The organism is Micromonospora sp. C51 (assembly GCF_018070435.1).
In the GTDB taxonomy this organism is placed as follows: Bacteria; Actinomycetota; Actinomycetes; order Mycobacteriales; family Micromonosporaceae; genus Micromonospora; species Micromonospora sediminimaris.
This window is the reverse complement of the sequence record NZ_JAGPXQ010000014.1, coordinates 52,930-79,194: the sequence shown is the minus strand read 5'-3', so window position 1 is coordinate 79,194 and position 26,265 is coordinate 52,930. Positions and strand designations below refer to the sequence as shown.

The window sequence follows — 26,265 nt, the reverse complement described above, 5'->3', positions numbered from 1 at the left end:
AGCCTGCGGGCTCGGGCGGTGCTGCTCAGGCGGGGTGGGCGGGCTGGTCGAGGATCGCGCTGAACCGCTGCTCGGCCAGGTCGAGCTGATCCAGGATGTGTTGCTTCACCGGCTCGGACAGGGGAGTGTCGCCGCGGGTGACGAGGTCCCGGTACACCGGCACCAACGGGCGGTACTTGCGGGCCGACGATTCGACCTTCGGGCCGACAGAATGGATCACTCCGACGCCGTTGTCCGTGAAGTCGGAGACCTTGATGACCCGCGCCCACGGCTCCCGTTCGAGACTGGCCGCGACATGCTCCCGGTACTGCTCGTACCGGTCGCGTCCGGGATCCCACGGCGGGTTGGTGACCGCCGCGACCAGCCGCGCCACCCGCGCCCCGAACCGCTCGGCCAGCACCCCCAACGCCGCGTCGGTCGGATCCTCAACGTCGTCCCCACCGCTGCTCGGCTCCCCACCGCTCCTGAAATCTCCGCCGCTCCTGGGCTCTCCGCCACCCAGCTCCCCGCCACTCCTGGGGTCCCCGCCGTCGACCAGCTCGGCCGGATGGTCCTCGACCGCGTCGTGCAGCAGCCCGGCGACGATCACGTCGACGTCGCGTACCTGGTAGTGGTGCAGCATCCGGATCGCCACCCGGAGCAGATGATTGACGTACGGCTCCCGGGACCGCCGATCATCGCGATGCAGCCACGCGGCCAGCTCCAACGCCTCGTCGAGCCGCTGCCGCTCCTCGTCGCCGTACTCCTCGATCTCCAGCCGGAACCGCTCCCGCAGCCCGGCCTCGCCGTGCATCTCGGTGATCGCGTGCATCGGCATCGTGGCCAGATACGGCGGCAAGTCCATCCGTCCCTTATATCGGACCACCCCCACCTCCGCCGCCCTCACCAATCGCTCTGCTTGGACGTGGCAGTGCGGCTGCTCAACACGCCGACATTTAAACAGCCGCACTGCCACGATCAAGGGATGGCCCGCCCTCGTAGCAGATGGCGGCGGAGTGTGGGAGTTATCCACAGTGCGGATCGCACCTCGAACACGTCTGCGCGAAGCGGCTCCCGAGGCAGCGCGGAGGCCGGCGAGTTGGGCGTGGACCTCACGTTTGGCGGTGGCGTTGCCGCGCCGGTCGATGACGTACCCGGTCAACCAGATCCACCCGTCGTACGCGTGGCGGTCGCTGACCGAGACGACGCGCAGGGTCAGCGCCCGACCACCGGCGAACTGCACCGAGGCGCGACCGTCGATCCGGAGCAGGTCGCCAGGGGTCGGGCGCGCGGTCACCGGCGGCCCTGGTTCGGCGGTCGGCAGAGCCGGGCGTGCATCGACTGCCAGTCGCGCAGGGCCCGCTTGAGCCGCTCGTTCTCCTGGGCGACCGTACGGAACTGCCGGTGCAGGTCGGCCAGCTCGTCGGCGACCGTGGCCTGGAACTCGCGTACCTGATCGGGGTCGACCCCACGGCGGCGCGGGTCGAACGTGTGGGTGCGTACCTCGTGCGGTGTCAACCTGGTCGGGTGGCCGGTCCCGAGTGGCCGGCCACCTCGATACACCTGAGCCACGTGGATCCTCCGTATCAGGCCCGCGAAGGTGCGGTGCCGCTGGAAGGGCGGGCCGTGCGTGGCCGGCGTCCGCACGGCCCGCCCGCTCGGCCGCCGCAGCCCAGTTCGGCGGTACGACGACAGAGCTGGCGCATCGCCGATGATGTGATCGCCGACGTCAAGTCCAAGAGGTTGAAGCCGGGGGACAGGCTGCCCTCGATCGCCGAACTGCGCGCGACCTACGACGTAAGTCACGGGACCGTGCAGATGGCCTACGCCCGACTCGAAGCCCTGCGGGTGATCCGGCGGCAGCAGGGCAAGGGTGTCTTCGTCACCGATCCGAAGACCTGGATGCGCGAGCCCTGACGTCGGCGTCCGTCGGAACCGACCGTTGGGAGGGTAGCGGGGAGATCAAGGCCGGTGCAGTCTGACCGATGTGAAGGCTTTCGTCGGCGTGACGGACGAGAAGTGGTACCGGTTCCTGGCTAAGCGTCCTGGCCTCAACGAGGTCAACTTCTGGCGACCCTCCGGCGGCGGTTTTCGTGCCCTGACGCCCGGCGAACCCTTCTTTTTCAAGGCGCACTACCCCCTCAACCAGGTCGTTGGCGGAGGCTTCTTCAGCGGTTTCGCTCGGCTGAGGATTTCCGAGGCGTGGGAGTTGTTCGGCGAAGCCAACGGTGTCGCCAGCTTGGATGAAATGCGTCGCAGCGTCGGCCGGTACCGCAAGCAGCCGATAGGGCTCGACGAGGATCCGGTGATCGGCTGCATCTTCGTCCGCGACAGCGTCTTTTTCCCCGATAACTCGGCGGTTGGCCCACCACCGGGGTTCGCGTCCAACGTGGTACAGGGCAAGACGTACGACCTCGCCGACCCGTCCGCGGCCGGGTACTTCGACGTCCTGTTGCACCGCCTCCTGGGGATGGCCATCGACGTGGACTTCAGCGAGCCCTGGCATCGGCCCGGGCCGGTTTACGGTGACCCGCGCCTCGTGCCGCAGCGCCTTGGTCAGCAGTCGTTCAAAGCCGTGGTGCTGGGTGCCTACGGACGGCGTTGCGCCATCACCGGTAACAAGGTCCAGCCGGTGTTGCAGGCGGCTCACATCCGGCCGCTCCCGCAGGGCGGGGAGCACCGGATCGACAATGGACTGCTGCTCAAGTCGGACGTGCATATCCTCTTCGACCGGGGATATCTGGGCGTGGACCCCAAGTTCCGATTGATGGTCAGCCCTCGATTGCGTAGTGAATTCGGCAATGGCGACCAGTTCTACGCGAGGGCCGGGACGTCCATTGCGCTTCCGGAGCGACGGACCGACCGACCCAAAGCCGAGTACCTCGAATGGCACCTGGACACCGTCTTTAAAGCTGTCTGATCACGGCTCACGTGGTCCAGCAGGACGACTGCGATGCTGGCCGCATGGTTCGCGCACATCAGATTCGGCTACCGGTGAGCGTCGTCGCGGATGCGGGTGGCGAGGTCGAGGGCGGCGCGGATCGGGTCGTCGGACCAGTGGCTGGCGAACGCGTCGTACAGTCGCCAGCCGGCCCGGGTGAGGGTGCGCTGCCGTTCCACGTGCGCGGCCACACCGTCCGGGTGCACGCCGCACAACAATCCGACCGGCCCGTCGTCGCCGACGCACAGGTCGACCCGCCAGCGGCCGACGGGGTAGTCGGGCCGTACGGTCAGTCCGATCCGGGTCAGCTCGACGGCGAGCGCCCGGATCCAAGGGGCCGGCTCGGCGGCTCCCGCCCCGGTCGTGCCCGGCGGCCCGGTGTAGGTCGTGTCCGGCGGCCCGGCGTACGTGGCGTCCAGCGGTTGTTCGGCGTACCGGAGATAGTCGCCGATGATGCCCTCGGGGGCTTGGAGCGACGTGACCACGGTGAGCTGCTTCCTGGCCCGGGTGACCAGGACATTGAACAGGTTCGGTTCGGCGACGAACCGGTGCCGTGCCGGCGGGTCGTCGTCGACCAGCCCGAGCGTGGCGATCACCACGTCCGCCTCGCTGCCCTGGAACGCGTGCACCGTCCCGGTACGCAGGCCCAACCGTTCGATCTCGTCGACGTCGTACGCCGAAAGCAGCGCCGCCTCCACCGCGTCGGCCTGCGCTCGGAACGGGCTGATCACCGCGACGCCGCCCTGCGGGGGGCGGGCCGCGAGGGTGGCGACCAGGTCGAGCACGGTCGCCACCTCGGCCTGGTTCACGCCGTCGACGACGGCGGCACCGGCGACCGGCACCACGTCGATCGCGTCGGCCCGTTCGTTGCCCGGGTGCCGGGTGACCAGTTCCAGCCGGTCGTCGTAGAACCGGCGGGCGGAGAAGCCGATCAGGTGCGGCGCGCAGCGGTGGTGTTCACCGAGCCAGGTCACGGGTGCGGCTCCGGCCGCCACGTCGAAGGCGCTGGCCCGGCGTACGTCGAGCCGGTCGGCGTAGCGGTCCAGGCCGTGCCGGTGCAGCGTCGCGGTCACGTCGGCGTCCGCGACGAAGGAGACGAACCGTAGCTGCCGTGGGTCGCCGGCGACCAGCGCCCGGCGGGCCCGGGCCAGCACCGGAGCGGCTCGCAGTTGATCGATGTGCGCCGCCTCGTCGAGCACCACCACATCGAACATGCCGGCCGCCGGTGGCAGCAGATCCTCGACGTCGGCCACCGTGCCCACCCACAGGGGCAGTGCCCGGACCAACGCTTCGGCGTCCAGCGTGGCGAGCAGCTCCCGGCGGCGGTTGCGTCCGGCCCGCAGGGCGGTACCCAGACCGCTGGCGGCGCGCCGGGCGTCCCCGGTCCATCGTCGCGCGCTGGCGGTCTGGTTCCGCAGCGCCGTGCCGACCGCCTGCGCGAGCGCGACGTCCGCATCGGCCAGCGCCCGCCAGGCGGCGGTCAGGTCCGTGCCGCCACTTGCGGACAGTTGGGCGGCGGCACGTACGGCCTGCGCGGCATCCACGGCCGCCCGTAGCTGGGACATGGGTACGGCGGGGCCGGCGCCGGTGAGCCGGTGGAGTCGATGGGCGGCACGGGACCGGCGCCACCGGGACCACCAGCCGTCGCCGCTCCGGCTCGCGGCGTGCAGGACAGCGCGGATCGCGTCGAGGTCGCTGTCCGGCTCGAACACCGCCGGGGCGTCGTGGCTCAGGGCGGGCAGCAGTGGTTGCCAGTCGGGCAGGGTGGCGGCCAGGCGTTCCTGCTCCAGCGCGGCGGCGATGCCGGCCCGGACCCCGTCGGCCCGGTCACGGGCGGCCGACACGGCGCTGGTGTCGTGGCGCAGCTGTGCGTCGTCCAGGCCGACGGCGACGCCACCGGCGAGTTCGGTGGCGATGGTTCCGCGCCGCTCGGCGTCGCCGAAGAGCACCGGCGGCGGGCCCGGATGCCGGCGCAGCAGTTCCCCCAGCACCTCCGCGGCGTGGGTCGACTGCGTCGCCACCAGTACCGACCCACCGCGAGCCACGGTGTCCAACGCGGCGGCGACCAGAGCGTGGCTCTTGCCGTTGCCCGGCGCGCCGGAGACCACCACCACGGGTGCCGTCCGAGTCCGCCGGATCACGTCCCGCTGCGCCTCGTTCAGCGGCAGGGGCGACAGCACCTCGCCCTCGTCGCTGGGTCTGCCGTCTGCGACCGGATCCGCGTCGCCGTCGGTGCCGAGATAGAGCCGGCTCAGGGCGGAATCCGCCAGCCCGGGACGGCTCGCCCAGCTCAACAGGGTGTCGCGGAGGCGACCGGCGAACACGTCACGGGTCACGAAGAGCGCTGCCGCGGCGACCCCGGTGACGTCGTCGTCGTTGCCGCGCGGCGGTCGCGACCGGACCGTGGTCACCTTCACCCCTGCGGCCTCGGCCGCCGCCGTGATCCAGGCGGTGGTGCCGGGGGCCGTCAGCCAGCCGGGCCCGGCCAGCCCCGGTGCGGCCTCCAGCCGGGCCGCGAGTTCCCGGTCCTCGATGAGCGGGGTCAGTTCGAGGTCACCGGCCGGCACGACCCGGTAATCGCGCCGGCCGCGTTGCAGGCGTACCGGCTGGGCCAGCAGCGGCAGTCGGATCCGTCGCCGCGCGCCGTCCAGGTCGGCTGTGCCGACGAGGAAGGCCAGCCCGAGGCGGAGGATCCGTTCGTCGCGGTGCAGGGCGTCCAGCGCGGCGAGCCGGTCCAGTCGCGCGCCGCGGGGGCCTCGGTGCGGTTCCGGCAGCCAGACCAGCGGTCGGCCGGTTCCGGTCACGTCGAGGATCCGCTCGGCACCGGCCGGGGCCAGGTCGGCGAGCGCGGTGAGGATGGTCGCCGCGTGCATCGCCCGCAGATTCTGCCGTACGCGATCACGATCGTGCTCGGGTCGGTGGACGCGGCCGCGCACCGAGGACCGGGGCCGTCGCGCGGTGCCCTCTGGCCGGGCCGCGCTCCGGCCTCTGGCCGGGTCGCGCGGCGGGGCCGAGGTATTGGTGTGCCCCCTTTGCTCTGCTTCAACTGACGCAACGGATTCACCCCGAAACCGGTGCGTGGGTTGAAGCAGAGCAAAGGGGGCGGGGAGAACAGTGGTGGGAGCCGTCGGGTGTCGACGGCTCCCACCGTGTCGGTGCGGGTGTGCTAGCTGGCGTACGTCTCGAACTCGGCGACCCGTGGGGTGCCGGTCGAGCTGGTGATGTCAAAGGTGATCTTGCGTAGCGACGTCGACCCGAAGCTGATGACGCCCGCGCCGGTGCCGGAGGCCAGCACCGCGCCGGTGTCATGGTTCAGGACCCGCCAGTTACGGATGGTGCCGGCGGAGCCGGACGCCTCCCGAATGTTGATCTTCGACACCGTGGTGGCGGAGCCCCACTTGATCGAGATCTGGCCGGTGGTGCCGTTCGGCGACCAGGCGGTGTTCATGTTGCCGTCGCGCACGTCGCCGTAGCTGGTGCCGCTGGCCTTGCTGGAGCCGTCGGAGCCGGCGCCGATGCTCAGGTTGGTACCGCTGGGCTGGCTCGGCGTCGGCGTCGGGTTGCTGGTCGGGGGCGGGGTGGTGGTGGTCGGACCCGGCGTCGGGCTGGTCGGCCCGGCGGTCGGGCTCTGCGGCGTGCAGTTGCCGTTGGAGGTACGGATGCCCTTGTTCGCGCCGGCGGTCTGGCTGACGATGCTCGGCACGCAACTGGCCGCATCGAGCCGGTACGAGTACGGGATGCTGACGCTGGTGTTGGAGGTCGGGTTGGGGCCGGCCGGGTTGGTGTCGCCACTACGCGCGGACCAGGTCACGTTGTCGAAGATGTTGCCGCTGACCTGCCAGTAGCCGGCCTCGTCGGTGTAGAAGGTGCCGAGCACGTCCTTGGAGTTCTGGAAGTAGTTGTTGTCCACCTTGGCGCGTGCCCCGGCGCGGGAGTTGATGCCGGACTCGTTGAGGCGTACGTAGTGGTTGTTGTAGATGTGGGCGATGCCGCCGCGCAGCAGCGGCGTACGGGAGTCGATGTTCTCGTACAGGTTGTGGTGGAACGTGACGTAGCCGTTGGACCTGTCGCTCTCGCTCGATCCGATCAGGCCACCCCGACCGGAGTTGCGCAGGATGCTGTAGGACAGCGTCACGTACTGGGTGTTGTTCTTCATGTCGAACAGCCCGTCGAAGCCCTCCGACTCCCCGCCGGAGGCTTCCAGGGTGACGTGGTCGACCCAGACGTTGCGGACATCGGACTCCATGCCGATGGCATCGCCGCCGTTGGAGGTGGGCGAGCCCGACTTCTTGACGTTCCGGACGGTGACGTTCTGGATGATGATGTTGCTGGCCTCGCGGATGTGGATGCCGATCTGGTCGAAGACGGCGCCGTTGCCGACCCCGAGGATCGTGACGTTGCTGATCTGCTTGAGTTCGATCACGTCGTCGGCCGTGTTGCAGCTCGAACCGGACACCTTCGTGGTGTTGCCGTGGTTGATGGTCCCCTCGACCTGGATGGTGATCGGGGTGCTGCTGCTGGCCCGGTTGCACAGGGCCGCGTGGATCTGGGTGCCGCTGGTGGCGCGCACGGTCTGTCCGCCCGCGCCGCCGGTGGTGCCACCGTTGCCGGTCGCGAAGCCGGTGGCGCTGCCGACCGCGGCTGACGCCTGCGGCGTCGCCAGGGCCACGCAGACCGCGGCTCCCGTGGCGGTGGCGGCCAGTCCTGCGAGGAGTCGGAGTGCGACTGGTCGTCTCATCCTCGTCTCACCTTTCTGGTTGGTGGTGGTGGAGTGGGGGTTACAGCGGTAGGCGTCCGGCGCCGGCGAGCGGGCCGACCACCAGCGGCACCAGCGGCGCCGGCAGTACCGGCCCGTGCCGCAGCGTCGGCGTCCAGCCGGCGTCGGGACTCAGGTCGGGGTCGTGTGCGGCGTTGTACGCGGCGACCAGGTCCACCGGGCGGGACGGCGCTCCGGCGGGTTTGACCCAGTTGCCCCGGGTGGTGATCGCGGTGCCGCCCCAGTCGTAGAGCAGGTCGGCGGCGGTGACGCCGGCATCGAGGGCGAAGTGGTTGCTTTCGGCGTGCACGGCGGACTGGACACCGACGCCGATGGCGTACTGGAAGCTGTCACCGCCGAGCCGGTAGGCGTTGTTGTAGACGTCCACCTGGCCGAAGCGGACCCGAGGCAACCGCTGGAGCGCGCCGTCGAACAGGTTGTGGTGCAGGGTGACGTTGAGCCGGCCGACATCCGGGCCGACGGTGTTGGACGAGCCGATCAGCATCAGCTTGTCGCGTCCCACGAACCGGTTCCAGGCGGCGGTGACCAGGCTGGCGGTGTGGGTGATGTCCAGCGCGCCGTCGTGCACCTGGTAGGGCCGCCCGAAGTAGACGGGTTGGGCGCTGTCCGGGTTGTCGCCGTCGGTGAAGGTGTTGTGGTCGATCCAGACGTTCTCGCTGCGGCGCACCGAGACCAGGTCGTACTGCGAGTTCCAGTTGCCGGCCTCGCCGTCGGTGGGGGACCAGGCGGGGAAGCAGTCCCGGGCGTCGTCGAAGGTGATGTTGCGGACGATCACGTTCGTCGCGCGGTCGATCATCAGGGTCAGCCCGGTCAGGCGTGCTCCCCGCAGCCCGATGATCGTGGTGTTCGGGCCGACGTTGATCTGGGTCTGCTGAGTCTGGTTGGTCACCGAGCGCCGCCGGGCCTCCTCCAGCGGCCCACTCGGCGTCACCCGGCCCCACACCGCCGGGTCGTACGCGGCCAGGAACCCCTCCAGCGAGTACCCGGGATCAGCCAGGTCGGTGCAGTCGAGCAGCCGACCGTCGGCGTCCTCGAAGCCGTCGATACCACCCTTGACGTACACGATCTTGGGGGTGGCGTTCGTCGCGTTGGTGGCGTTGTCTCCGCCGAGCGCGGCGACCAGCTCGGCGCGGCTGCTCACCACGTGGATCTGATCGGCCGAGGCGGCGGAGCCTCCGGTGGTGCCGGGACCGGCGGCGGCCCAGCCGTCACCGGCCGGGAGGGCCTGCCGGCCGAGCTGTCGGGCCAACGGTGAGAGTGGTGTGCGGGCGTCCCGCTCGTGGTGGCTGCCGACCCCCGCGTCGTTCGACGGCTGCGCCAGAGCGGCGGTGGGGAGGGCGGTCAGGGCGATAATTGTCGATGCCGCGGCGGCGGCAAGTCTGCGCATCGGCTCGTTCCGTTTCCTTCGTCGTTATTTCTTATTAATGACGAAGGTTACGTTCGTGTTTTCACGAGGGTCAATATCAATGATGTGCAGATTTGTTGCAGCTAATTGTGTCGAGTGGCATCGCCCCGACGTGTTCTGGTCGGGAAACCCCTGCTCATCGCAGCGTCCTTGGTCCTGTTTGAACCATGGGTTTGCAGTTTGTTGCGGTGATGCCTCCTATTCTTGCTCGATCAATTCGGTTCGCCAAGGCGCTATCGCCCATGGCACCCCGAGTTCCGACGGTAGTCGGCCCTCGTCGGCCACCCGACGTAGCACCTCGTTGACGCCGCGCACCCGCAGGATCCGCTGTGCGCCGGCACCGACGGCGTCCACCAGCGCACCATCGAGCAGCGCCGGCTCGGGTGCCGCCTGCAGGGCGGTCAGGACGGCGGTGAACGGTGCGGTCCGGGCCAGCGGCGCGATCAGCGGTACCCGTGGATCGGCCCGGTGGTCCAGCAGGTTCTCCAGCAGGCCGCACCGGCCGGGCACCGCACGGGCGGTGGGTTCCCCAGGCAGCAGCAGTCGATCGGTCGGGTACTCCAGCACCGCCCGTCCGGCGTCGCCGGTGACGATCACCTCGCCGGCGATGAAGTCCTCGCCGGCCAGGGTCACCGCGGCCACGACCGGCGGGCCGTGCCGATGCCGCACCCGCAGCGCTGCGGTGTCGTCCACCTCGATCGGCCGCACCCGGTAGCGCTCCACCTCGATGCTGACCGGCTCCACCGGCCCGCCGCCGACCACCTCGGCGACCGCCAGACACTGCATGACCGCGTGCGCGAGCGGATTGGCCAGCGCACCGTCGAGCACCGGCCGCCCGTCGAGCAGCCGATGCCCGGCCCAGGGCGCGCGGGCGTAGTAGGCGTCCGGGCGTTGCCAGGCGGCCACCGTGGCGATGCCGCTGACCGCCCCCATCCGCCCGGCCGACACCGCGTCCGTCAGCGCGGTGAGTGCCGCCGAACCGAGCGCCTGGAATCCGACCTGCACGATCCGACCGGTGGTGGCCACCACCCCGGACAGTTCCTCGTGCTCGGCTGTGGAGAGCACCGGCGGCTTCTCCAGCAGCACGTCCGCCCCGGCGGTCAGCGCGTCCCGGGCGATCCGCAGATGGGTGTGCGGTGGGGTGCAGATGACCACCACGTCCGGCGTGACGTCGACGAGCATCGCCCGGTGGTCGGTGAAGACCGGGATGCCGGCCGGCACCGGTGCCGCCGGTTCGCACTCGATCGGCCGGGTGTCGACCAGGGCGACCAGGCGTACCCGGCCGGCCTCGTGCAGCGGCCCGATGACGCGGCGATGCCAGCGCCCGTGCCCGTTCGCCCCCACCAGCGCCACCCGGGGACTCGTCACATCGCACCGGCCAGGGTGGCGCGTACCCCGTGCTGGTGCAGGTCGGTGAGCCAGGCGACCACGTCGGCGCGGACCTGCGCGTCGGCGGCCACCTCAGGCGGGACGACCTCGTCGAGGCCGAGCACCGCCTCCACCGCCCCGGCCGGGCTCTGCGGCGCGGCGGCCAGTGCGGCGCGGATCCGCTCCGCCAGTGGGTCGTCCAGCGGCAGGGCCCGACCGTCGTCGGCGCTGCCCTGGACGAACCGGATCCAGGCGGCGACGACCAGCGCCGCCCAGCGGGCCGGCCGCCCGGCCGCGCGCAGGTCGGCGACCGTGTGCAGGATGCGCTGCGGCAGTTTCTGCGACCCGTCCATCGCCACCTGGAGGGTGCGGTGCCGGATCGCCGAATTGCCGAAGCGCTCCAGCACCTGTTCGCCGTAGCCGACCACGTCCACCCCGCCAGGGGGAACGAAGCTGGCGGCCACGTCCTCGGCGATCAGCCGGCGCAGCACCGTGTCCAGGTGCGGCAGCGTGAGGGCCTCCGCGATCGTCTCGCAGCCGGCCAGCGCGCCGAGGTACGCGGTGGCCGAGTGCACGCCGTTGAGGGCGCGCAACTTCAGCCGCTCCCACGGCCCCGCGTCCGCGCAGAGCACCGCCCCGGCGCGCTCCCACGCCGGTCGACCGCCGGGGAAGTCGTCCTCGATCACCCACTGGGTGTACGGCTCGGCGGCCACCGCCGCGAGATCCTCGACGCCGAGTGCCCGCTGGGCCGCGGCGAGGGTCTCCGGGGTGCTGGCGGGGACGATGCGGTCCACCATGGTGCCCGGAAAACCGACCTGCCCCTCGACCCAGTCCAGCACCTGTCGCGAGGTGCCGGCGTACGCCAGGGACTGGGTCACCAGGCTCCGCAGCCGGCGGCCGTTGGCGGGCAGGTTGTCGCAGCTGACCAGGGCGATCGGCCCCGCGTCGGCGGTGGCGCGGGCCAGCAGGCCGCGTACCAGCAGTCCCGGCACGGTGGTCGGCGGTCGGTCGGTGGTCAGGTCGGCGACCAGGTTGGTGTCGGGGCGCAGCGTGCCGGCGGCCGGGTCGAGTTGGTACGCCTTCTCGGTCACGGTCAGGGTGACCACCCGGATCGCCGGATCGGCCAGCAGGGCCACCACCGCCTGCGGGTCGGCGGCGGCCAGCCGCACCCCGGCCAGTGCTCCGACCACGCGGGTGTGCTGGTCGGCGGCGGAGAGCGTGCTGACGCTGAAGAGGTTGTCCTGGGCGGCCAGGGTCGCCACCATCGCCGCGTTGCGGGGGGCCACGCCGATGATGCCCCAGTCGCCACCGGCCAGGCCGATCGCCTGCTCGGTGTAGACGGCCTGGTGGGCACGGTGGAAGGCGCCGAGCCCGAGGTGCACCACACCGGCCGGGACGGTGCCCGGACGGATCAGGGGACGGGTCTCGGCGGGCAACCGGCGTACCGCGCCCAGCCCGAGTCGGGACGCGCCCACGGTCACCGCCATGCCGGACCGTCCGGGAAGCGGAAGGTGGCGATCGACTCGGGGCGCATGGTGGCGCTGTAGCCGGGAGCGGTCGGCAGCAGGTAGCGCCCGTCGCGGGTGCGTACCGGGTCGACGAAGTGCTCGTGCAGGTGGTCGACGTACTCCACCATCCGTCCCTCCAGACTGGCGCCCACCCGCAGGTAGTCGAAGATCGCCAGGTGCTGCACGTACTCGCAGAGGCCGACACCACCGGCGTGCGGGCAGATCGGCACCCCGAACTTCGCCGCCATCAGGATCTCGGCGAGCACCTCGTTGACCCCGCCGACCCGGCAGGCGTCGATCTGCATCACGCCGATCGCCTCGGCCTGCAACAACTGCTTGAAGATGACCTTGTTGGCGGCCACCTCGCCGGTGGCGACCCGGCACCGCCCGCCGGTCAGCTCGTCCATCGCCCGGGCGATCCGGGCGTGGCCGAGGATGTCGTCGGCGTGCGTCGGCTCCTCGATCCAGTACGGGGCGACCTCGGCCAGCGCCGTCATGTTGGTGATCGCCTCGTCGACGTCCCAGACCTGGTTGGCGTCCATCATCAGCAGCGCGTCCGGGCCGATCTCCGACCGGATGATCCGGGCCCGCCGCAGGTCGTCGGCGGGCGGACCACCGACTTTCATCTTCATCGCCCGCCACCCCTGCGCGTACGCCTCCCGGGTCAGCGCACGGACCTTGTCGTCGGGGTAGCCGAGCCAGCCCACCGAGGTGGTGTACGACGGGAAGCCCTCGCGTTCCAGCAGCGCCAGCCGGTCGGCGAGCCCGTCGCGCCCCTTGTCCAGGATGGCGGCGGCCTCGTCGGCGGTGAGCGCGTCGGTGATGTGCCTGAAGTCGACGTTGGCCACCAGCTCGTCGGTGGGCAGCTCGGCCAGGTAGCGCCACATCGGCTTGCCGGCCAGCTTGGCCCGCAGGTCCCACACCGCGTTGACCAGCGCGCCGGTGGCCATGTGGATGACCCCCTTCTCCGGGCCGAGCCAGCGCAGCTGCACGTCGGCGACGAGCGAGCGCCAGAAGGCCACCGGCTCGGCAGTGATCTCCATGAGGCTACGTCCCCGTACGTGATGGGCCAGGGCGTCGACGGCGGCACAGGTGATTTCGTTGCCACGGCCGTTGGTGAAGGTGAATCCGGCGCCGGTCGGCCCGTCGTCGGTGCTCAACTCCACATAGGTTGCCGAGTAGTCGCCGCGGTTGATCGCGTCGGAGCCGTCGCCACTGGCGGCGGTGGGGAACCGTACGTCGTGCACGGTCACCTCGGTGATGCTGGTCATGACTCTTCTCCGAACTTGAAGACCCGCTTCGGCAGCCGGTACGCCAGGTCGACGATGGTCTCGGCGGCCTCGTCCATGGGCAGCCGGTGCTCGGCGACCAGCCGGGCCAGGAAGCCGGCGTCGACGCGGCGCGCCACGTCGTGACGGACCGGGATGGAACAGAACGCCCGGGTGTCGTCGACGAACCCGGCGGTGTTGTAGAAGCCGGCGGTCTCGGTCACCGACTCGCGGAAGCGACGCAGCACCTCGGGGGAGTCCAGGAACCACCAGGGTGCACCGAGCAGCAGCGCGGCGTACCCGCCCGCGAGGGGTGCCAGCTCCCGGGTGAAGGTGTCCTCGTCGAGGGTGTAGAGCACCACCCGCAGCCGGGGGTCGTTGCCGTACGCGTCCAGCAGCGGGGCGAGGGCGTGCACGTACTCGGTGACCTGTGGGACGTCGCCACCCACGTCGCGGCCGTGCCGGGCGTGCAGCCACCGGTTGTGGTTGCGCACCGCACCCGGGTGCAACTGCATGACCAGGCCGTCGTCGAGCGACATGCGGGCGAACTCCAGCAGCATGTGCGCCCGGAACGCCTCCGCGTCGCCCGGCTCCGCCGCGCCGCGCCGGGCCCGGTCGAACAGCGCCGCCGCGTCCGCACCGAGATCGAGGGTACGGGCGGTGGGGTGGCCGTGGTCGGAGGAGGTGGCGCCGGCGGCGATGAAGGCGGCCCGACGCGAACGCAGGGCGGCCAGGTAGCCGGCGTACGTCCCGGTGTCCTCCCCGGTGATCTCGCCGAGCTGGTCGACGTTGCTCGACCAGCCTTCGAAGTCCAGGTCGACCACGTTGTCGGGACGGAAGGTGGTGACCACCCGCCCGCCGGGACCGCCCCAGCCGTCGGCGGCGAGTTTGGCGTGCCGGCCCAGGTCGTCCAGGGGCGACTCGGTGGTGGCGAGCACCTCGATGTTGAACCGTTCGAACAGTGCCCGCGGCCGGAAGTCGGGCTCGGCGAGCCGGGCGGCGAGGGCGTCGTACACCTCGTCGGCGGTGCCCGGGGTGAGTCGGGTGTGCACGCCGAACACCTCGGTGAAGGTCTGCTCCAGCCACAGCCGGGACGGAGTGCCCCGGAACAGGTGCCACCCGTCGGCGAAGCGACGCCAGATGCGCCGCCCGTCGGTCTCCACCGGGCTGCCGTCGCGGCTGGGCACCCCCAGCTCGCCGGGGGAGACGCCCTGGCTGAGCAGCATCCGGGTCACGTAGTGGTCGGGCACGATGAGCAGCTGGGACGGGTCGGGGAACGGCTGGTCCTCGGCCAGCAGCGCCGGATCGACGTGTCCGTGTGGGGAGATGATGGGCAACTGCGCCACCAGCGCGTACAGCTCCCGGGCCAGCGCGCGTTGGCCCGGCTCGGCGGGGAGGAGCAGGTCGGGTCTGGTCGAGGTGGGCACGGGGAGCGGCTCCTGTGGTCGGTGTCAGTCGAGGGTGAGCAGGTCGGCGACCCGCACGGGCGCGCCGGTTTCGAAGGACCGGTTGGCGGCCAGGCCGGTGAGCAGGGCCAGCGCCCCGTCGCGAGCGCTGGCCGCGCGGTGCAGCGGATCGGGTACGCCACCGAACAGCACCTGCGTCATCCGAGCGTCCGCCCCGCCGTGCCCGTGCCGGGTGTAGCCGTCGACCTCGATGCGTTGCGGCGGTGACCAGAAGGGGCGCAAGGTCAGCGTGGCGGCGCCCCCCTCGTCGGCGGCCTGGTCGCCGTGCAGCGCGGCGCCCTTGAGCGCACCGGCGGCGGCCGGGCTGACGAACTCGCTCTCGGTGACCTCCAGTTCGAGGCGCCCCCGGCTGCCGTTGACCATCACCCGGTAACCCTCCCAGGGCGCGTACGCGGTGAGGTGGTAGGTCATGGTCGCCCCGGTGGAGTAGGTGGCCAGCACCGCCATGTCGTCCTCGATGCTGACTCCGGGGGCGAAGACGTTCTGGTCCCGGTGGTAGCCGTCCTCGGCCTCGGCGTCGAGGTACAACTCGCGCAGTCGGGGGTGCTCGGCCAGCCGCAGGGCGAACGGGTCGTCGTCGGCGGCCGGTGACGCGTGTGCCCGATCGTAGTCGCGGGCGTAGCCGTGCCGGCGGCCGGCGTCACCGTAGAAGAACAGCCGGCCGGCCGCGTACACCTGCACGGGTGTGGCGTCCAGCCACCAGTTGACCAGGTCGAAGTGGTGGCTGGCCTTGTGCACCATTAGGCCGCCGGAGCTGGCCTTGTCGCGGTGCCAGCGGCGGAAGTAGTCGGCGCCGTGGCGCACGTCGAGCAGCCATTCGAAGTGCACCGAGCCGATCTCGCCGACCGCCCCGTCGGCCAGCAGCCGGCGCAGTTGCTCGTGCAGCGGGTTGTAGCGGTAGTTGAAGGCCACCGTCACCCGCCGGCCGGTGCGGCGTACCGCGTCGAGAATGCGCTGGCAGCGCGGCGCGTCGGTGGTCATCGGTTTCTCGGTGACCACGTCGCAGCCCGCCTCCAGCGCAGCCACCACGTACTCGTCGTGGGTGACGTCCACGGAGGTCACCAGCACCACGTCGACGTGCTCCTTGGCCAGCATCGCGGCGAAGTCGCCCGCGTGGTAGGTCGGCACGGGCCGGTGGCCCAGCTCACCGAGCCACCGGTTGTGGGCGTCCATCCGGGCCTGGTTGACGTCGGCGAAGGCGACCAGCTCGACGGTGTCGGCGTGGTCGCGCACCAGTGCCCGGACGAACATCTCGGCGCGGGCGCCGGTGCCGACCACGGCGTACCGGGCCCGCCTGCCGGATTGCGGTGACACGGACCGACCCTCCTCGATCTCTCTGCAAACCTTTGCACTGAAGTAACCACGGTCGATCGGCTCACGTCAACGAAGGCCCGAAAATCGGCGGCCTTTGCCCCGTTTGGTGGGCTTAACAGGGCATGATGTGTGGCCCACCGCAACACAGCTGTAACCATCCACCGTTGACACTGGCGCAACCGTTTGCATTAATTGGCGGCACCCGTGACCGCCGACACATCGACGAAGGGGGCCTGGATGCCAGTCACCATCAGGGATGTCGCCCGGGCCTCCGGCGTGCACATCTCCACCGTCTCCCGCACCTTTTCGGCACCCCACCTGGTCAATCCGGAGACCCGGGTCCGGGTGCTCGCGTGCGCCGAGGATCTGGGCTATCGGCCCAACCGCGCCGCCCGCGCACTCATCACCGGCCGTACCCACAACATCGGGCTGATCATCGCCGACATCGCCAACCCCTTCTTCCCGCCACTGATCAAGGCGGCGGAGAGCCAGGCCCGCCACCGCGACTACCACGTCTTCGTTGCCGACACCAACGAGGACGCCGCCGTCGAGGAGGAACTGGTCCACGCCCTGGCCAAGCAGGTCGACGGGGTGCTGCTGTGCAGCCCCCGGATGAGCAACAGCCTGATCGAGCAGCTCAGTCGGGAGGTGCCGCTGGTGGTGGTGAACCGACAGCTGGCCGGGCTGCCGTGCGTGCTGATGGATGTCGGGCAGGGCGCGCGTTCGGCCATCGAGCACCTCGCCGGGCTGGGGCACCGGGAAATGGCACTGTTGGGCGGTCCACGTGGTTCGTGGACCAGCCGGGAGATCCGGCGCGCCGCCAGCGCCGCCGCCCGGGCCGCGGGAGCGGAGCTGACCGTGCTCGGTCCCAACCCGCCCACCGAGACCGGCGGTCTCGCCCAGGCGGAGCAGGTCCGCCGGGCCGGCGTCACCGCCGTGCTCGCCTACAACGACCTGATGGCGATCGGGCTGCTCGAAGGGCTCGACGCACTCGGGGTGCGGGTGCCACAGGAGGTGAGTGTCGTCGGTGTCGACGACATCTCCCTGAGCCGACTCACCCGCCCCAAGCTGACGACGGTGGCCACGCCAACCGCGGCCGCCGGCCGGACGGCCGTCGACATGTTGCTGCAACAGGACACCGATTTCCCGCGTACCGCGCGGGGCAGCGGTGCCACCGTGGCAGTCGGCGTCCGTCGCACCACCGCACAGGTAATGCTCCAGACCGAGTTGGTCATCCGCGACTCCACCGCGCCGGGCCCCTACGCCGGCCGGGAACGTCCCGCAACCGCTGCCGCTGGCCCGGGCCCGCATCGCCGTGCGGACCCGGGCAACCCGGTCGTGGCCGCCGGTGACGTGGTCGCCTCCTAACGCCAAGGAGTGAGCGCACATGCACCCCGCAACGCACCTCACCGCCAGCGCGCCCGACGGGCGCACCTACCGTACCCCCCTGTCGCGCCGCCGGTTGCTGCGTGGCCTGGTCGCGGCGGTCGTCGCCCTGCCGCTGGTCGGCGCGGCCGCGGCCTGCGGCGACGACGCCGCGTCCGACGGCAAGACCACCATCTCGATCTTCTGGTGGGGTGGCGAGGCCCGGGCCCAGCTCACCGAGCAGGCGCTGGACCTCTACACCCAGAAGAATCCGGACGTCGTCTTCGAGAAGGTGTGGCAGGCCAACCAGGGCTACTTCGACAAGCTGGCCACCCTGACCGCCGGCGGCAACCCGCCGGACATCTTCCAGATCGATGACAACTTCCTCACCGAGTACGCCGCCCGCAACGCGACCCTGGACCTCAAGCCGTACCAGGAATCCGGTGACCTCGACACCTCCAAGTTCCCGCCCAGCCTGCTCCAGTACGGCGTGGTCGACGGTAAGCTCGCCGGCCTGGCCGCCGGGGAGAACACCCAGGGGCTGGTCTACAACAAGACGCTGGTGACCAAGAACGGCCTGCCCGAGCCGACCACCGGCATGAGCTGGGAGGAGCACATCGCCTGGGCCGAGCAGGTCAGCAAGAAGACCGGTGTCCCCGGCACGATGGACGCGAGCGCCATCGACAAGGCGTTCTGGGTGTGGCTGCGCCAGCAGGGTAAGGATCTGTACTCCGGCAACGAGCTCGGCTTCACCGTGGAGGACGTGACCAGGTGGTTCGAGCTGTGGAAGGACGCCCGCGAGCGGGGCGCGACCCCCACCCCGGACGTCATCCACGAGGGCAACGCCACCGACATCACCAAGCAGCTGGTGGTCACCGGCAAGGCCGCCACCTCGTGGGTGTGGGTCAACCAGATGCCCGAGCTGAAGAAGAACACCTCCGACGAACTCGGCGTCATCGCCTACCCGGGTGACCCCAGCGGTCAGTGGGCCCGTGCCTCGATGTACTGGTCGGTCTTCCGGGGCAGCAAGAACGCGGACATCGCGGTCGATGTGATCAACTTCTTGGCGAACGACGCCGACGCGGTCAAGCTGCTCGGCACCGACCGGGGCCTGCCGTCCAACCTGGACCTGCGTCGGGTGGTCAGCGACGACACCACCGACGAGGCGATGAAGCAGTCCATCGCCGTCGAGACCGAGCTGGCCAAGACGTTCGGCGAGGCGCCCCAGGTACCGATCAAGGGACACAGCAAGGTTCGCGCCGAGCTGATCAAGGCCGCCGAGAACGCGCAGTACGGCCGAGCCACCCCCGCCGAGTCCGCCGCCCAGTTCGTCGAGGCGTGCAAGGCGGCAATCGCCTCCTGACCCGCCGCACCACCCGGAGAGGAGCAGTTCGTGGCCTTGACCACGGCGCCCGACCCGACCCGACGCGGCACCGGATCCGTCCGGCCCGACGCCAACCGGCGCGGGACCGGACGGATCCGGCACGGGGAAGGTCTGGCCGGATATGTCTTCCTGACGCCCTGGCTCATCGGACTGATGGGCATCACGGCGATACCCATGCTGTTGTCGCTCTACCTCAGCTTCACCAACTACGACATCCTGACCCCGTGGTCCGAGGTGGAGTGGGTCGGGCTGGCCAACTACGAACGGATGTTCACAAGCGATACCTCGTGGTGGCACTCGGTACGGGTCACGCTCAGCTTCGCCCTGATCGCCGTACCGCTGAAACTGGCCGCGGCGCTCGGGGTGGCTCTCCTGCTCAACCGGGCCTGGCGCGGCGTCGGGCTGTTCCGCGGCCTGTTCTACCTGCCGTCGCTGCTCGGCGGCAGTGTGGCCCTGGCCATCGTCTGGGTCAACATGTTCAACCGGGACGGTGCGTTCAACTCGTTCCTCGCCCTCTTCGGTATTCAGGGCAAGCCCTGGGTGAACGACCCGGACTGGGCGCTTGAAACGCTGATGGTGCTGGCCATCTGGCAGTTCGGCGCACCGATGGTGATCTTCCTGGCCGGGCTCAAGCAGGTGCCCACGGAGCTGTACGAGGCCGCCGCGGTGGACGGGGCCGGCAAGTTCCGGCAGTTCGTCAACGTGACCCTGCCGATGCTCTCCCCGGTGATCTTCTTCAACCTGGTGCTGGAGACCATCAACGGGTTCCAGGGCTTCACCGCCGCGTTCGTGCTCAGCAACGGCACCGGCGGGCCGGTCGACTCGACCCTGATGTACACGCTCAACCTCTACATCACCGGCTTCACCAACCTGGAGATGGGCTACGCCTCCGCGATGGCCTGGGTGTTCCTGATCGCCATCGCGATCATCACGGTGATCTTCTTCAGCACCGGCCGGTTCTGGGTGCACTACTCCGACGGGGAGGATCGCTGATGGTGGCCGATACCGTCGCCCCGACCGTGGCGACCCGTCCACAACGGCCACGCAGCCGTTCCTGGCTCCGGTTGGTCGTGCTGCTGGCCATCGTCGCGGTCGTGCTCTACCCGCTGTTCTGGATGATCGGCACCTCCGTCAAGTCGCAGGAGGAGATCGTCAACAACATCGGTCTGCTGCCCCGGAACTTCACCCCGGGCAACTACACCGACGGGTGGACCAACTTCGACGTCAGCTTCGCCCGCTTCTTTCTGAACAGTGCCATGGTCAGCCTGCTCACCCTGGTCGGCAACGCGGTGAGCTGCCTGCTGGCCGCGTACGCCTTCGCCCGGCTGAGGTTCCGGCTGCGCGGGCTGTGGTTCGCCGTCATGATCGGCACCCTGCTGCTGCCCGGGCACGTGCTGATCGTGCCGCAGTACATCCTCTTCCGCACCCTCGGCCTGGTCGGTGGGGAGTGGCCCTACCTGCCGCTGCTGATCCCGCAGTTCCTGGCCACGGAGGCGTTCTTCGTCTTCCTGATGGTGCAGTTCATGCGCGGCATCCCGCGCGAGCTGGACGAGGCGGCGCGGATCGACGGCGCGAACGCGTTCGGCATCTTCCGGCACGTGATCCTGCCGCTGAGCCGTCCGGCCCTGGTCACCACCGCGATCTTCTCGTTCATCTGGACCTGGAACGACTTCTTCCGGCAACTGGTGTTCCTGTCCGAGTTGAGCGACTACACCGTCCCGGTGGCGCTGACCCTGTTCATCGATTCCACCAGCCAGAGCGCCGTGGGGCCGATGTTCGCCATGGCGGTGCTGTCCCTGCTGCCGGTCTTCCTGTTCTTCGTCGCCTTCCAACGGATGCTCGTCGAGGGGATCAACACCAGTGGACTCAAGGGCTGACGAGCGGGGCGACCAGCGCCGCGACTGGCGCGACACCGTACGCGACGCCGCCGACCTGGCGTTGCTGGGTATCCTGACGGTGCTCGCCTCGGCGCCGGTGCTGACCGCCGGCGCCGCCGTCGGCGCCGCCAGCGCGGCGCTGCACGACTGGCTCGACACGGGCAGTTGGCCGACCGCCCGCCGAACGATGTCGCGGTTCGGCCGGGGACTGCTGCCCGGCCTGCCCGTCACCCTGCTGGGACTGGGCGGCGTCGGGCTGCTCGTCACCAACCTGGTGGCGCTGGCCACCGGTCGGGTCCCGGGTGGGGCGGTGGGACTGGCTGTCACCAGCGTGGTGGCAGCGGTCCTGCTCGGCTACGCCGCCGCGATCGTGGTCGAGGTGGGGCGCACCGGTGGCACCGGGTGGCGGTCGGCGGTCACCCGGGCGGCCCGCGCCTGCCTCGACCACCCCGCGAACTGCGCCGCGCTGGCCGGGACCAGTCTGGTAGCCGTACTGGTCGGGGTGCTGGTCACCCCGGTCGCGGTGCCGATCCTCGCCGGGTACGCGCTGGCCGCCGTGCACGCCGTCGCCCGTCGCCGGCCGGTCACCCAGGTGGAGCTGCCATGAACGGACGGGACGGGATCCTCGGCCGGGCCACCGATCACGCCTCCGACGGCCGCGCGGACCCGCACCTGCTGGTCGGCGGTACGCCGGTGGCCCGTTACGTGCTCGCCCCGGACCTCGGCGTCGAACACGGCCCCCGGCCTTACCTGCACCCGGTTCGTACCCTGGCCGGCACCCCGGTCACCGACGCTCTGCCCGCCGACCATGTCTGGCACCTCGGCGCGTCGTTGGCGGTGCAGGACGTCGACGGCACCAACCTCTGGGGCGGGCGCACCTACGTCCGCGACGTCGGATACACCTGGCGTGGCGACCACGGACGCATCGTCCACGTGGGATGGGAGGAACGGACGCCCGACCGGCTCGACCACCGGCTGCACTGGTGTGATCCGGCCGGTGACGTGCTGCTCTCCGAACGGCGCACCATCAGCGCCTCGGCCGTGTCTGGCCACCCGAGCGCCTGGCGACTCGACCTCGCCAGCACCCTCACCGCACCCGCCGAGCGGGACATCGTGCTGGGCAGCCCGGCCACCAACGGGCGCCCCGGCGGCGCCGGTTACGGCGGGTTCTTCTGGCGGGCGGTGGCGACCGAACCGCCCGAGGTGTTCGCCGGTGAGCTGACCGGCGAGGAGGCGGTCAACGGCTGCGACCGACCGTGGGTGGCGCTGCGCGGACAGGCTCCCGAGGGCGGGGCGTACACCCTCATCTTCAGCGGCCTCGGACCGGGGGACCGGTGGTTCGTCCGGACCACCATGTACCCGGGCGTGTGCGTGGCCTACGCCTTCGCGCAAACGGTGACCGTCCCGGCCGGCACCAGCCGGCACGGCCGTCACCAGGTGATCGTGGTCGACGGCAGGCTCGACCCGGAAACCGCTGCCGGGCTGGCCGCCCCGGGTGGTTGAAGCGGGTCAGTCGGCGCCGAGGCAGACGAACGCCGCCGCGGTGGCCCGCGCGGTGTCGTCGCCGCCCGCGGCGAACACCCGCTGGGCGCTGGCGAGCGCCTGTGCCGGCCGGGTACCGGCTCGCATCCGTCGGTGCAGGTCCACCATGAGAGCGGTGGTGGGCTCCGCCGGCACCGGTAGCACGGTGGCGATCAGGCACCGGGTACCCAGCGCCAGCAGCACCGCGGCGAAGCCCATTATCTCGTCGCCCGGGCGGACTCCGTGCAGCCCGGACTCGCAGGCGGAGAGCACCACACAGGACGGCGGACGGGTGAGCCGTTCCCACTCGTACGCGAACAGCGGCCCGTCCGCGAGTTCCAGGGTGGAGAACTGGGGGTTGTCCGCCCGGAACGCGCCGTGCGCCGCGATGTGCACCAGCGCGGCCCGATCCATCGCCGAGGTCAGCGCGGCGACGGTGGCGTCCGCCCCGGTCAACGTCCGGGCTGCCGGCAACACCCGGGCGAGCCGTACGACCTCGGCCCGCCCGGCCGGTAGGCGTGGACCGCTGGCCAGCACCGGTGCCCTGGTGCACGATTCGCGCTGCTCGGCGCTGAGCCAGACGGTGGCCGACGGGGCGACGGTGACGGCCCGGCCGGCGCAGGTGGCCAACCCGGCCCAGGCGACGCCGTGCAGCGGGCCGACCGGGACGATCACCAGCGGACGGTCGGCCACCTGCCGCCGTATCGGGTCGAAGAGTTGACGGTCGAGCGCCGCGGCGGCGTGTTCGGCGCCCGCCCGCGCGGCGGCCGAGTCCCCGCCGACGATCTGCCGGCGTAGCCCGAACCGGTGCCATTGCGCCAACTGGGCCGCCTGGTCGAGTGGACCCAGGTCGTGCAGGCTGGCGCGGCCGTCGCGGAGCAGCACCGCCCGAAGCCGGTCGCGGTGGGCCACGAGTTCGACCAGGACGCGGGGGCCGAGTCGGTCGGCCAGGCGCCGGACACCCGGTGGTGCCACCACCTGAGCACCGCCCGGCGCCCGCCGGGCCAGGTCCCGGATGCGCTGTTCGAGCCGGGTCTGCCGCTCGCGCAGACTGTGCACGGTCCGCCCGGCCAGCACCGCCTCCTCCAGCAGGCCGCTGACCAGCCGGAGCTCGGCGAGGGCAGCGACCAGGTCGGGGTCATCGGGCGGTAGCGCCGGACGCATCCGTAGCCCGTTGGCACGCCACCGCTCGGCCCAGGCCAGCACCTGGCCCGGTGCGCCGGCCCGGACCGCGATGTCCAGTCCTTCGGCCGCCAGCTCCTGCCCGTACACCCCGCTGTGCGCGCGTAGCTCGGTGGCGCCCAGCGAGGTGCGGTGGCGGTCGAGCACGGCCAGGCCGCGCCGCAGTGCGCGGGCCGCACCGGCCTCGTCACCGCCGAGCCGACGCGACAACGCCAGGGCGTACCAACCTCGGGCACGTCGCGGGGCGGTGCCGCGACCGCGGCTGCGGGCGGCCTGTGCGAACAGCGCCGTCGCCCGTCCGGTCCGGCCCAACTCCGTCGCCAGCAGTCCGGCGTCGACGCGGGTGGTGAGGGCGGGATCCGGCCAGCCGGTGGCGTCGAGCTGGTCGGCGGTGCGCACCATCGCCCGCAGCAGCGCGGCTGACCGCGTACCCCGGCGGAACTCGGCGCGTAGCTCGACGTGCCGGGCGAAGGCTGCCCAGGTACGGCGGCCCTGGCGACGGAACCGGGTGCGTGCCGCCGCGGCGGACCCGGTGGCGGTGTCCAGGTCACCGGCGAGCAGCGCGGCCCGTGCCTGGGCCAGCAGCGCCTCGGCGAGATCGGAGGCCATTCCCCGACTCCGCAGTTCCCGGATGGCGGTGGCGGCGACCTGCACCGCCTCGTCGACAAGCGGCACCGACAGCAGCAGCTCGAAGCGGTCGAGCAGCAGCGCCGGCCGGGGTACGGCCAGCCGCTGATACTCCTCGCCGACGGCGGCGAAACAGCGCAGTGCGGCGGCGACGTCTCCGCGCAGCCCGGCGGCGATCCCACCGTTCCAGCGGGCGTCGGCCGCCGCCAGGTCCAGGCCGAGGCCGTGGAACACCGCCGCCGCCCGGTCCAGGTCGTCGGTGCCGTCGACGGTGCCCCGGTGGGCGTTGAGCAGTCCACGGTTGTTGCGAGCCCGTGCCTCCAGGAGGCGGTCACCCTCGCGCTGGGCGATGTCGATGGCCTGGCCGTAGTCGCGGACCGCGTCGTCGTACGACCCCCGGTAGTGCAGCACCACGCCCCGCTGCATTCGGGCCCGTCCGGCATCCGCGCCGGTCAGCTCGGGCAGCGCGGCGGTCACCTCGCGCAGCGCCGCCGCGGTACGGCCGGCGTTGGCCAGCACGTAGCCGAGGCTCATCCGGGCCAGCGCCTCGATGCGGGCGGAGCCGGCGCTGCGGACCGCTCGGCGCAGGTGGCGAAGCGCACCGGACAAATCGTTGAGTTCCCGCAGGGCCAGACCGATGGCCCGCTCGGCGGTGGCGCGCTCGTCGCGATCGACGGGAATCGCGGCGAGGAACCCGGTGGCGATCGTGATCGCCTCGCGCGGGCAGCGTTGGACGAGGTCGAGAGCCGCCTGTGCGGTTCCGGCACCGCTACCGGTGCGGTCAGGCATGGTCAGAGAATTCAGCATCCACACTCGTCCGTCAACGCCGACGAATGGCGCTACGGATGGCCGTTACCGGCGTTCACCTCATTGACTTGCAACGATTGATTGGAAGAATTGGTGATGTTGCGGGGATGGCCGCGCGCCGGCCACCGGTGAGCGGGCCGCCTCCCGCACAGTTGGAGGATCCGTGCGTCCTGACCGCGCCACCCCCACCGGCCGACCGTCGCGTCGACGACTGCTCGCGGCATCCGCCCTGGTCGCGGCGGCGCTACCGTTCGGCGCAGGGTCACGTCCGAGCTACGCGCGTGCCCGGCACGACCGTGCTGACGACGAGGCGTACCAGCTCGCGTTCGAAGAGGCGCTGACCGCCGATCCCGACGTGCGGCGGTACCTCACCGCCGGCCGGCACTTCCTCTACCGGCCCCGGCAGTTGCTTGCCGCCACCGACGACGCCCAGCGGGTCGCGGCCTGGCTGAGGGCCGGTGGCCACGCGGTGACGATCGCGGACAGCTTCGCGGGAGTCACCCGGTTGCGGTTCGTCGCCGAGACCGATGTTCCCTCCATCGTGACGAGGCTGCGTGACCCACGGCAGTGGCCCGGGCAACCGGCACCCCGGGTCCAACCGCACCATGTGCTGGTCGGCCTGGGCAACATCATGGGCAACCCGGGTACGCCGCCCCGGGAGGCCGCCGCACTCGCACCGCCCGACCCGAGCCGGCTCGCCGAGGGAGCGGGGGTGACGGTGGGTATCTGCGACACCGGCATCTGGCGGAAGGCCGGCGACTACCACCCGTCCTGGCTGGGCGGTGGGTATCTACCGGAGCCGGACGACGAGGACCCGCTCTACCTGTACGCCGACGTGCTCGCCGTGCAGGGCGGTCACGGCACGTTCGTCGCCGGGGTGGTGCGGCAGGCCGCGCCGGGCGTACACGTCGACCCGGAGGCGGCACTGGCACCGACCGGGATCGGCGACGAGGCCATGGTGGTGGCCGCCATGGGACGGCTGGCACCTGAGGTGTCGGTGGTGAACCTCTCGCTGGGCGGCTTCACCCTGGACGACCAGCCCTCGATGCCACTGGCCAACGCCGTGGCCGGGTTGCCGCCGAGCACCGCAGTGGTGGCGGCTGCCGGTAACGCCGGCACCGACCGACCGATCTGGCCGGCCGCGCTGGACCGCGTCGTGGGAGTGGCCGCACTCGCCCCGGATCCTGCCGGCCTGGTGCCGGCGGAAGACAGCGGATTCGGATCGTGGGTGGACGCCTGCGCCGTCGGCCGCCGGGACAGCACCTACGTCGTGGGTCGCCTGCCGCTGCCCGATCGCCCGACCCGGGTGTTCCAGGGCTACGCGACGTGGGCCGGCACCTCGTTCGCGGCTGCCCACGTCTCCGGTCGGCTCGCCGCCCTGATGGCCGCCGGTGACCTGAGCGCCGACGAGGCCCGGCTGGCGTTGCTGGCGGCGCCGTCCTGGCACCCCGACTACGGGGTGTTCGTCGAATGAGT

Annotated in this window: 20 protein-coding genes; 9 read left to right on the top strand and 11 right to left on the bottom strand. The window is 71.3% G+C overall.

All coding sequences use genetic code 11. The features are described from left to right. Positions 1-25 precede the first annotated feature (25 nt). Together KBX50_RS16730 and KBX50_RS16725 are read right to left on the bottom strand one after the other, a co-directional pair. Complete coding sequence (locus KBX50_RS16730; protein WP_210937942.1) at positions 26-844, bottom strand: HD domain-containing protein; 819 nt, start codon at positions 842-844, stop codon at positions 26-28. Positions 845-1,272: 428 nt separating this feature from the next. Next, entirely contained in the window at positions 1,273-1,551 is a 279-nt protein-coding gene (locus tag KBX50_RS16725; protein WP_307870980.1) for a DivIVA domain-containing protein, read from the bottom strand. A gap of 132 nt (positions 1,552-1,683) precedes the next feature. Between KBX50_RS16725 and KBX50_RS16720 the strand changes: the two genes are divergently transcribed. Both KBX50_RS16720 and KBX50_RS16715 read left to right on the top strand, forming a co-directional pair. After that, positions 1,684-1,896, top strand: a complete 213-nt coding sequence (locus KBX50_RS16720) for a winged helix-turn-helix domain-containing protein (protein WP_210937992.1) — start codon at positions 1,684-1,686, stop codon at positions 1,894-1,896. 70 nt (positions 1,897-1,966) lie between these two features. Then, on the top strand, positions 1,967-2,899 hold the full coding sequence (locus KBX50_RS16715; protein WP_307870979.1) for an HNH endonuclease: 933 nt from the start codon (positions 1,967-1,969) through the stop codon (positions 2,897-2,899). 68 nt (positions 2,900-2,967) lie between these two features. Here the strand turns inward: KBX50_RS16715 and KBX50_RS16710 are convergent, their stop codons facing one another. The 8 genes from KBX50_RS16710 to KBX50_RS16675 all read right to left on the bottom strand — a co-directional run bounded on the left by KBX50_RS16710 (position 2,968) and on the right by KBX50_RS16675 (position 16,026). Beyond that, positions 2,968-5,793, bottom strand: a complete 2,826-nt coding sequence (locus tag KBX50_RS16710) for an AAA domain-containing protein (protein ID WP_210937941.1) — start codon at positions 5,791-5,793, stop codon at positions 2,968-2,970. A 293-nt stretch (positions 5,794-6,086) separates the two neighbouring features. After that, positions 6,087-7,658, bottom strand: coding sequence for a polysaccharide lyase family 1 protein (locus tag KBX50_RS16705; RefSeq protein ID WP_210937940.1), 1,572 nt, complete (start codon positions 7,656-7,658; stop codon positions 6,087-6,089). Between the two features lie 40 nt (positions 7,659-7,698). Beyond that, positions 7,699-9,084 (bottom strand): polysaccharide lyase family 1 protein, encoded by a 1,386-nt coding sequence (locus tag KBX50_RS16700; protein WP_210937939.1) that lies wholly within the window; start codon positions 9,082-9,084, stop codon positions 7,699-7,701. 216 nt (positions 9,085-9,300) lie between these two features. Next, complete coding sequence (locus KBX50_RS16695) at positions 9,301-10,455, bottom strand: Gfo/Idh/MocA family oxidoreductase (protein ID WP_307870978.1); 1,155 nt, start codon at positions 10,453-10,455, stop codon at positions 9,301-9,303. An 11-nt stretch (positions 10,456-10,466) separates the two neighbouring features. Next, a complete protein-coding gene (locus KBX50_RS16690; protein WP_210937937.1) occupies positions 10,467-11,957 on the bottom strand; it encodes a mannitol dehydrogenase family protein in 1,491 nt (496 codons plus the stop codon). Further along, a complete protein-coding gene (locus KBX50_RS16685; protein ID WP_210937936.1) occupies positions 11,948-13,249 on the bottom strand; it encodes an enolase C-terminal domain-like protein in 1,302 nt (433 codons plus the stop codon). Before KBX50_RS16685 ends, KBX50_RS16690 begins: the two co-directional genes overlap by 10 nt. Then, positions 13,246-14,673, bottom strand: coding sequence for a glucuronate isomerase (uxaC, locus tag KBX50_RS16680; protein WP_210937935.1), 1,428 nt, complete (start codon positions 14,671-14,673; stop codon positions 13,246-13,248). The genes KBX50_RS16685 and uxaC overlap by 4 nt, the downstream gene beginning before the upstream one ends. A gap of 24 nt (positions 14,674-14,697) precedes the next feature. Beyond that, the gene (locus tag KBX50_RS16675; protein WP_210937934.1) at positions 14,698-16,026 is read right to left on the bottom strand and encodes a Gfo/Idh/MocA family protein; all 1,329 of its coding nucleotides are present in this window, start codon (positions 16,024-16,026) and stop codon (positions 14,698-14,700) included. A gap of 237 nt (positions 16,027-16,263) precedes the next feature. On the opposite strand from KBX50_RS16675, the gene KBX50_RS16670 reads away from it, so the two are divergent. From KBX50_RS16670 to KBX50_RS16645, 6 genes are read left to right on the top strand one after another with little or no spacing between them, the layout of a single operon-like run. Next, on the top strand, positions 16,264-17,394 hold the full coding sequence (locus tag KBX50_RS16670; protein WP_210937933.1) for a LacI family DNA-binding transcriptional regulator: 1,131 nt from the start codon (positions 16,264-16,266) through the stop codon (positions 17,392-17,394). Between the two features lie 19 nt (positions 17,395-17,413). Continuing rightward, the gene (locus KBX50_RS16665) at positions 17,414-18,754 is read left to right on the top strand and encodes an ABC transporter substrate-binding protein (RefSeq protein WP_210937932.1); all 1,341 of its coding nucleotides are present in this window, start codon (positions 17,414-17,416) and stop codon (positions 18,752-18,754) included. Positions 18,755-18,784: 30 nt separating this feature from the next. Continuing rightward, positions 18,785-19,768 (top strand): carbohydrate ABC transporter permease, encoded by a 984-nt coding sequence (locus KBX50_RS16660; protein ID WP_210937931.1) that lies wholly within the window; start codon positions 18,785-18,787, stop codon positions 19,766-19,768. Beyond that, positions 19,768-20,652, top strand: a complete 885-nt coding sequence (locus KBX50_RS16655) for a carbohydrate ABC transporter permease (RefSeq protein WP_093402612.1) — start codon at positions 19,768-19,770, stop codon at positions 20,650-20,652. Before KBX50_RS16660 ends, KBX50_RS16655 begins: the two co-directional genes overlap by 1 nt. Further along, entirely contained in the window at positions 20,636-21,259 is a 624-nt protein-coding gene (locus KBX50_RS16650) for a hypothetical protein (RefSeq protein ID WP_210937930.1), read from the top strand. The genes KBX50_RS16655 and KBX50_RS16650 overlap by 17 nt, the downstream gene beginning before the upstream one ends. Further along, on the top strand, positions 21,256-22,155 hold the full coding sequence (locus KBX50_RS16645) for a PmoA family protein (RefSeq protein ID WP_210937929.1): 900 nt from the start codon (positions 21,256-21,258) through the stop codon (positions 22,153-22,155). The genes KBX50_RS16650 and KBX50_RS16645 overlap by 4 nt, the downstream gene beginning before the upstream one ends. 6 nt (positions 22,156-22,161) lie before the next feature. Here KBX50_RS16645 and KBX50_RS16640 read toward each other — a convergent pair whose 3' ends face one another. Beyond that, on the bottom strand, positions 22,162-24,771 hold the full coding sequence (locus KBX50_RS16640; protein ID WP_210937928.1) for a CHAT domain-containing protein: 2,610 nt from the start codon (positions 24,769-24,771) through the stop codon (positions 22,162-22,164). A gap of 181 nt (positions 24,772-24,952) precedes the next feature. On the opposite strand from KBX50_RS16640, the gene KBX50_RS16635 reads away from it, so the two are divergent. After that, positions 24,953-26,263, top strand: coding sequence for a S8/S53 family peptidase (locus KBX50_RS16635; RefSeq protein WP_210937927.1), 1,311 nt, complete (start codon positions 24,953-24,955; stop codon positions 26,261-26,263). The last annotated feature ends 2 nt before the right edge of the window (positions 26,264-26,265 follow it).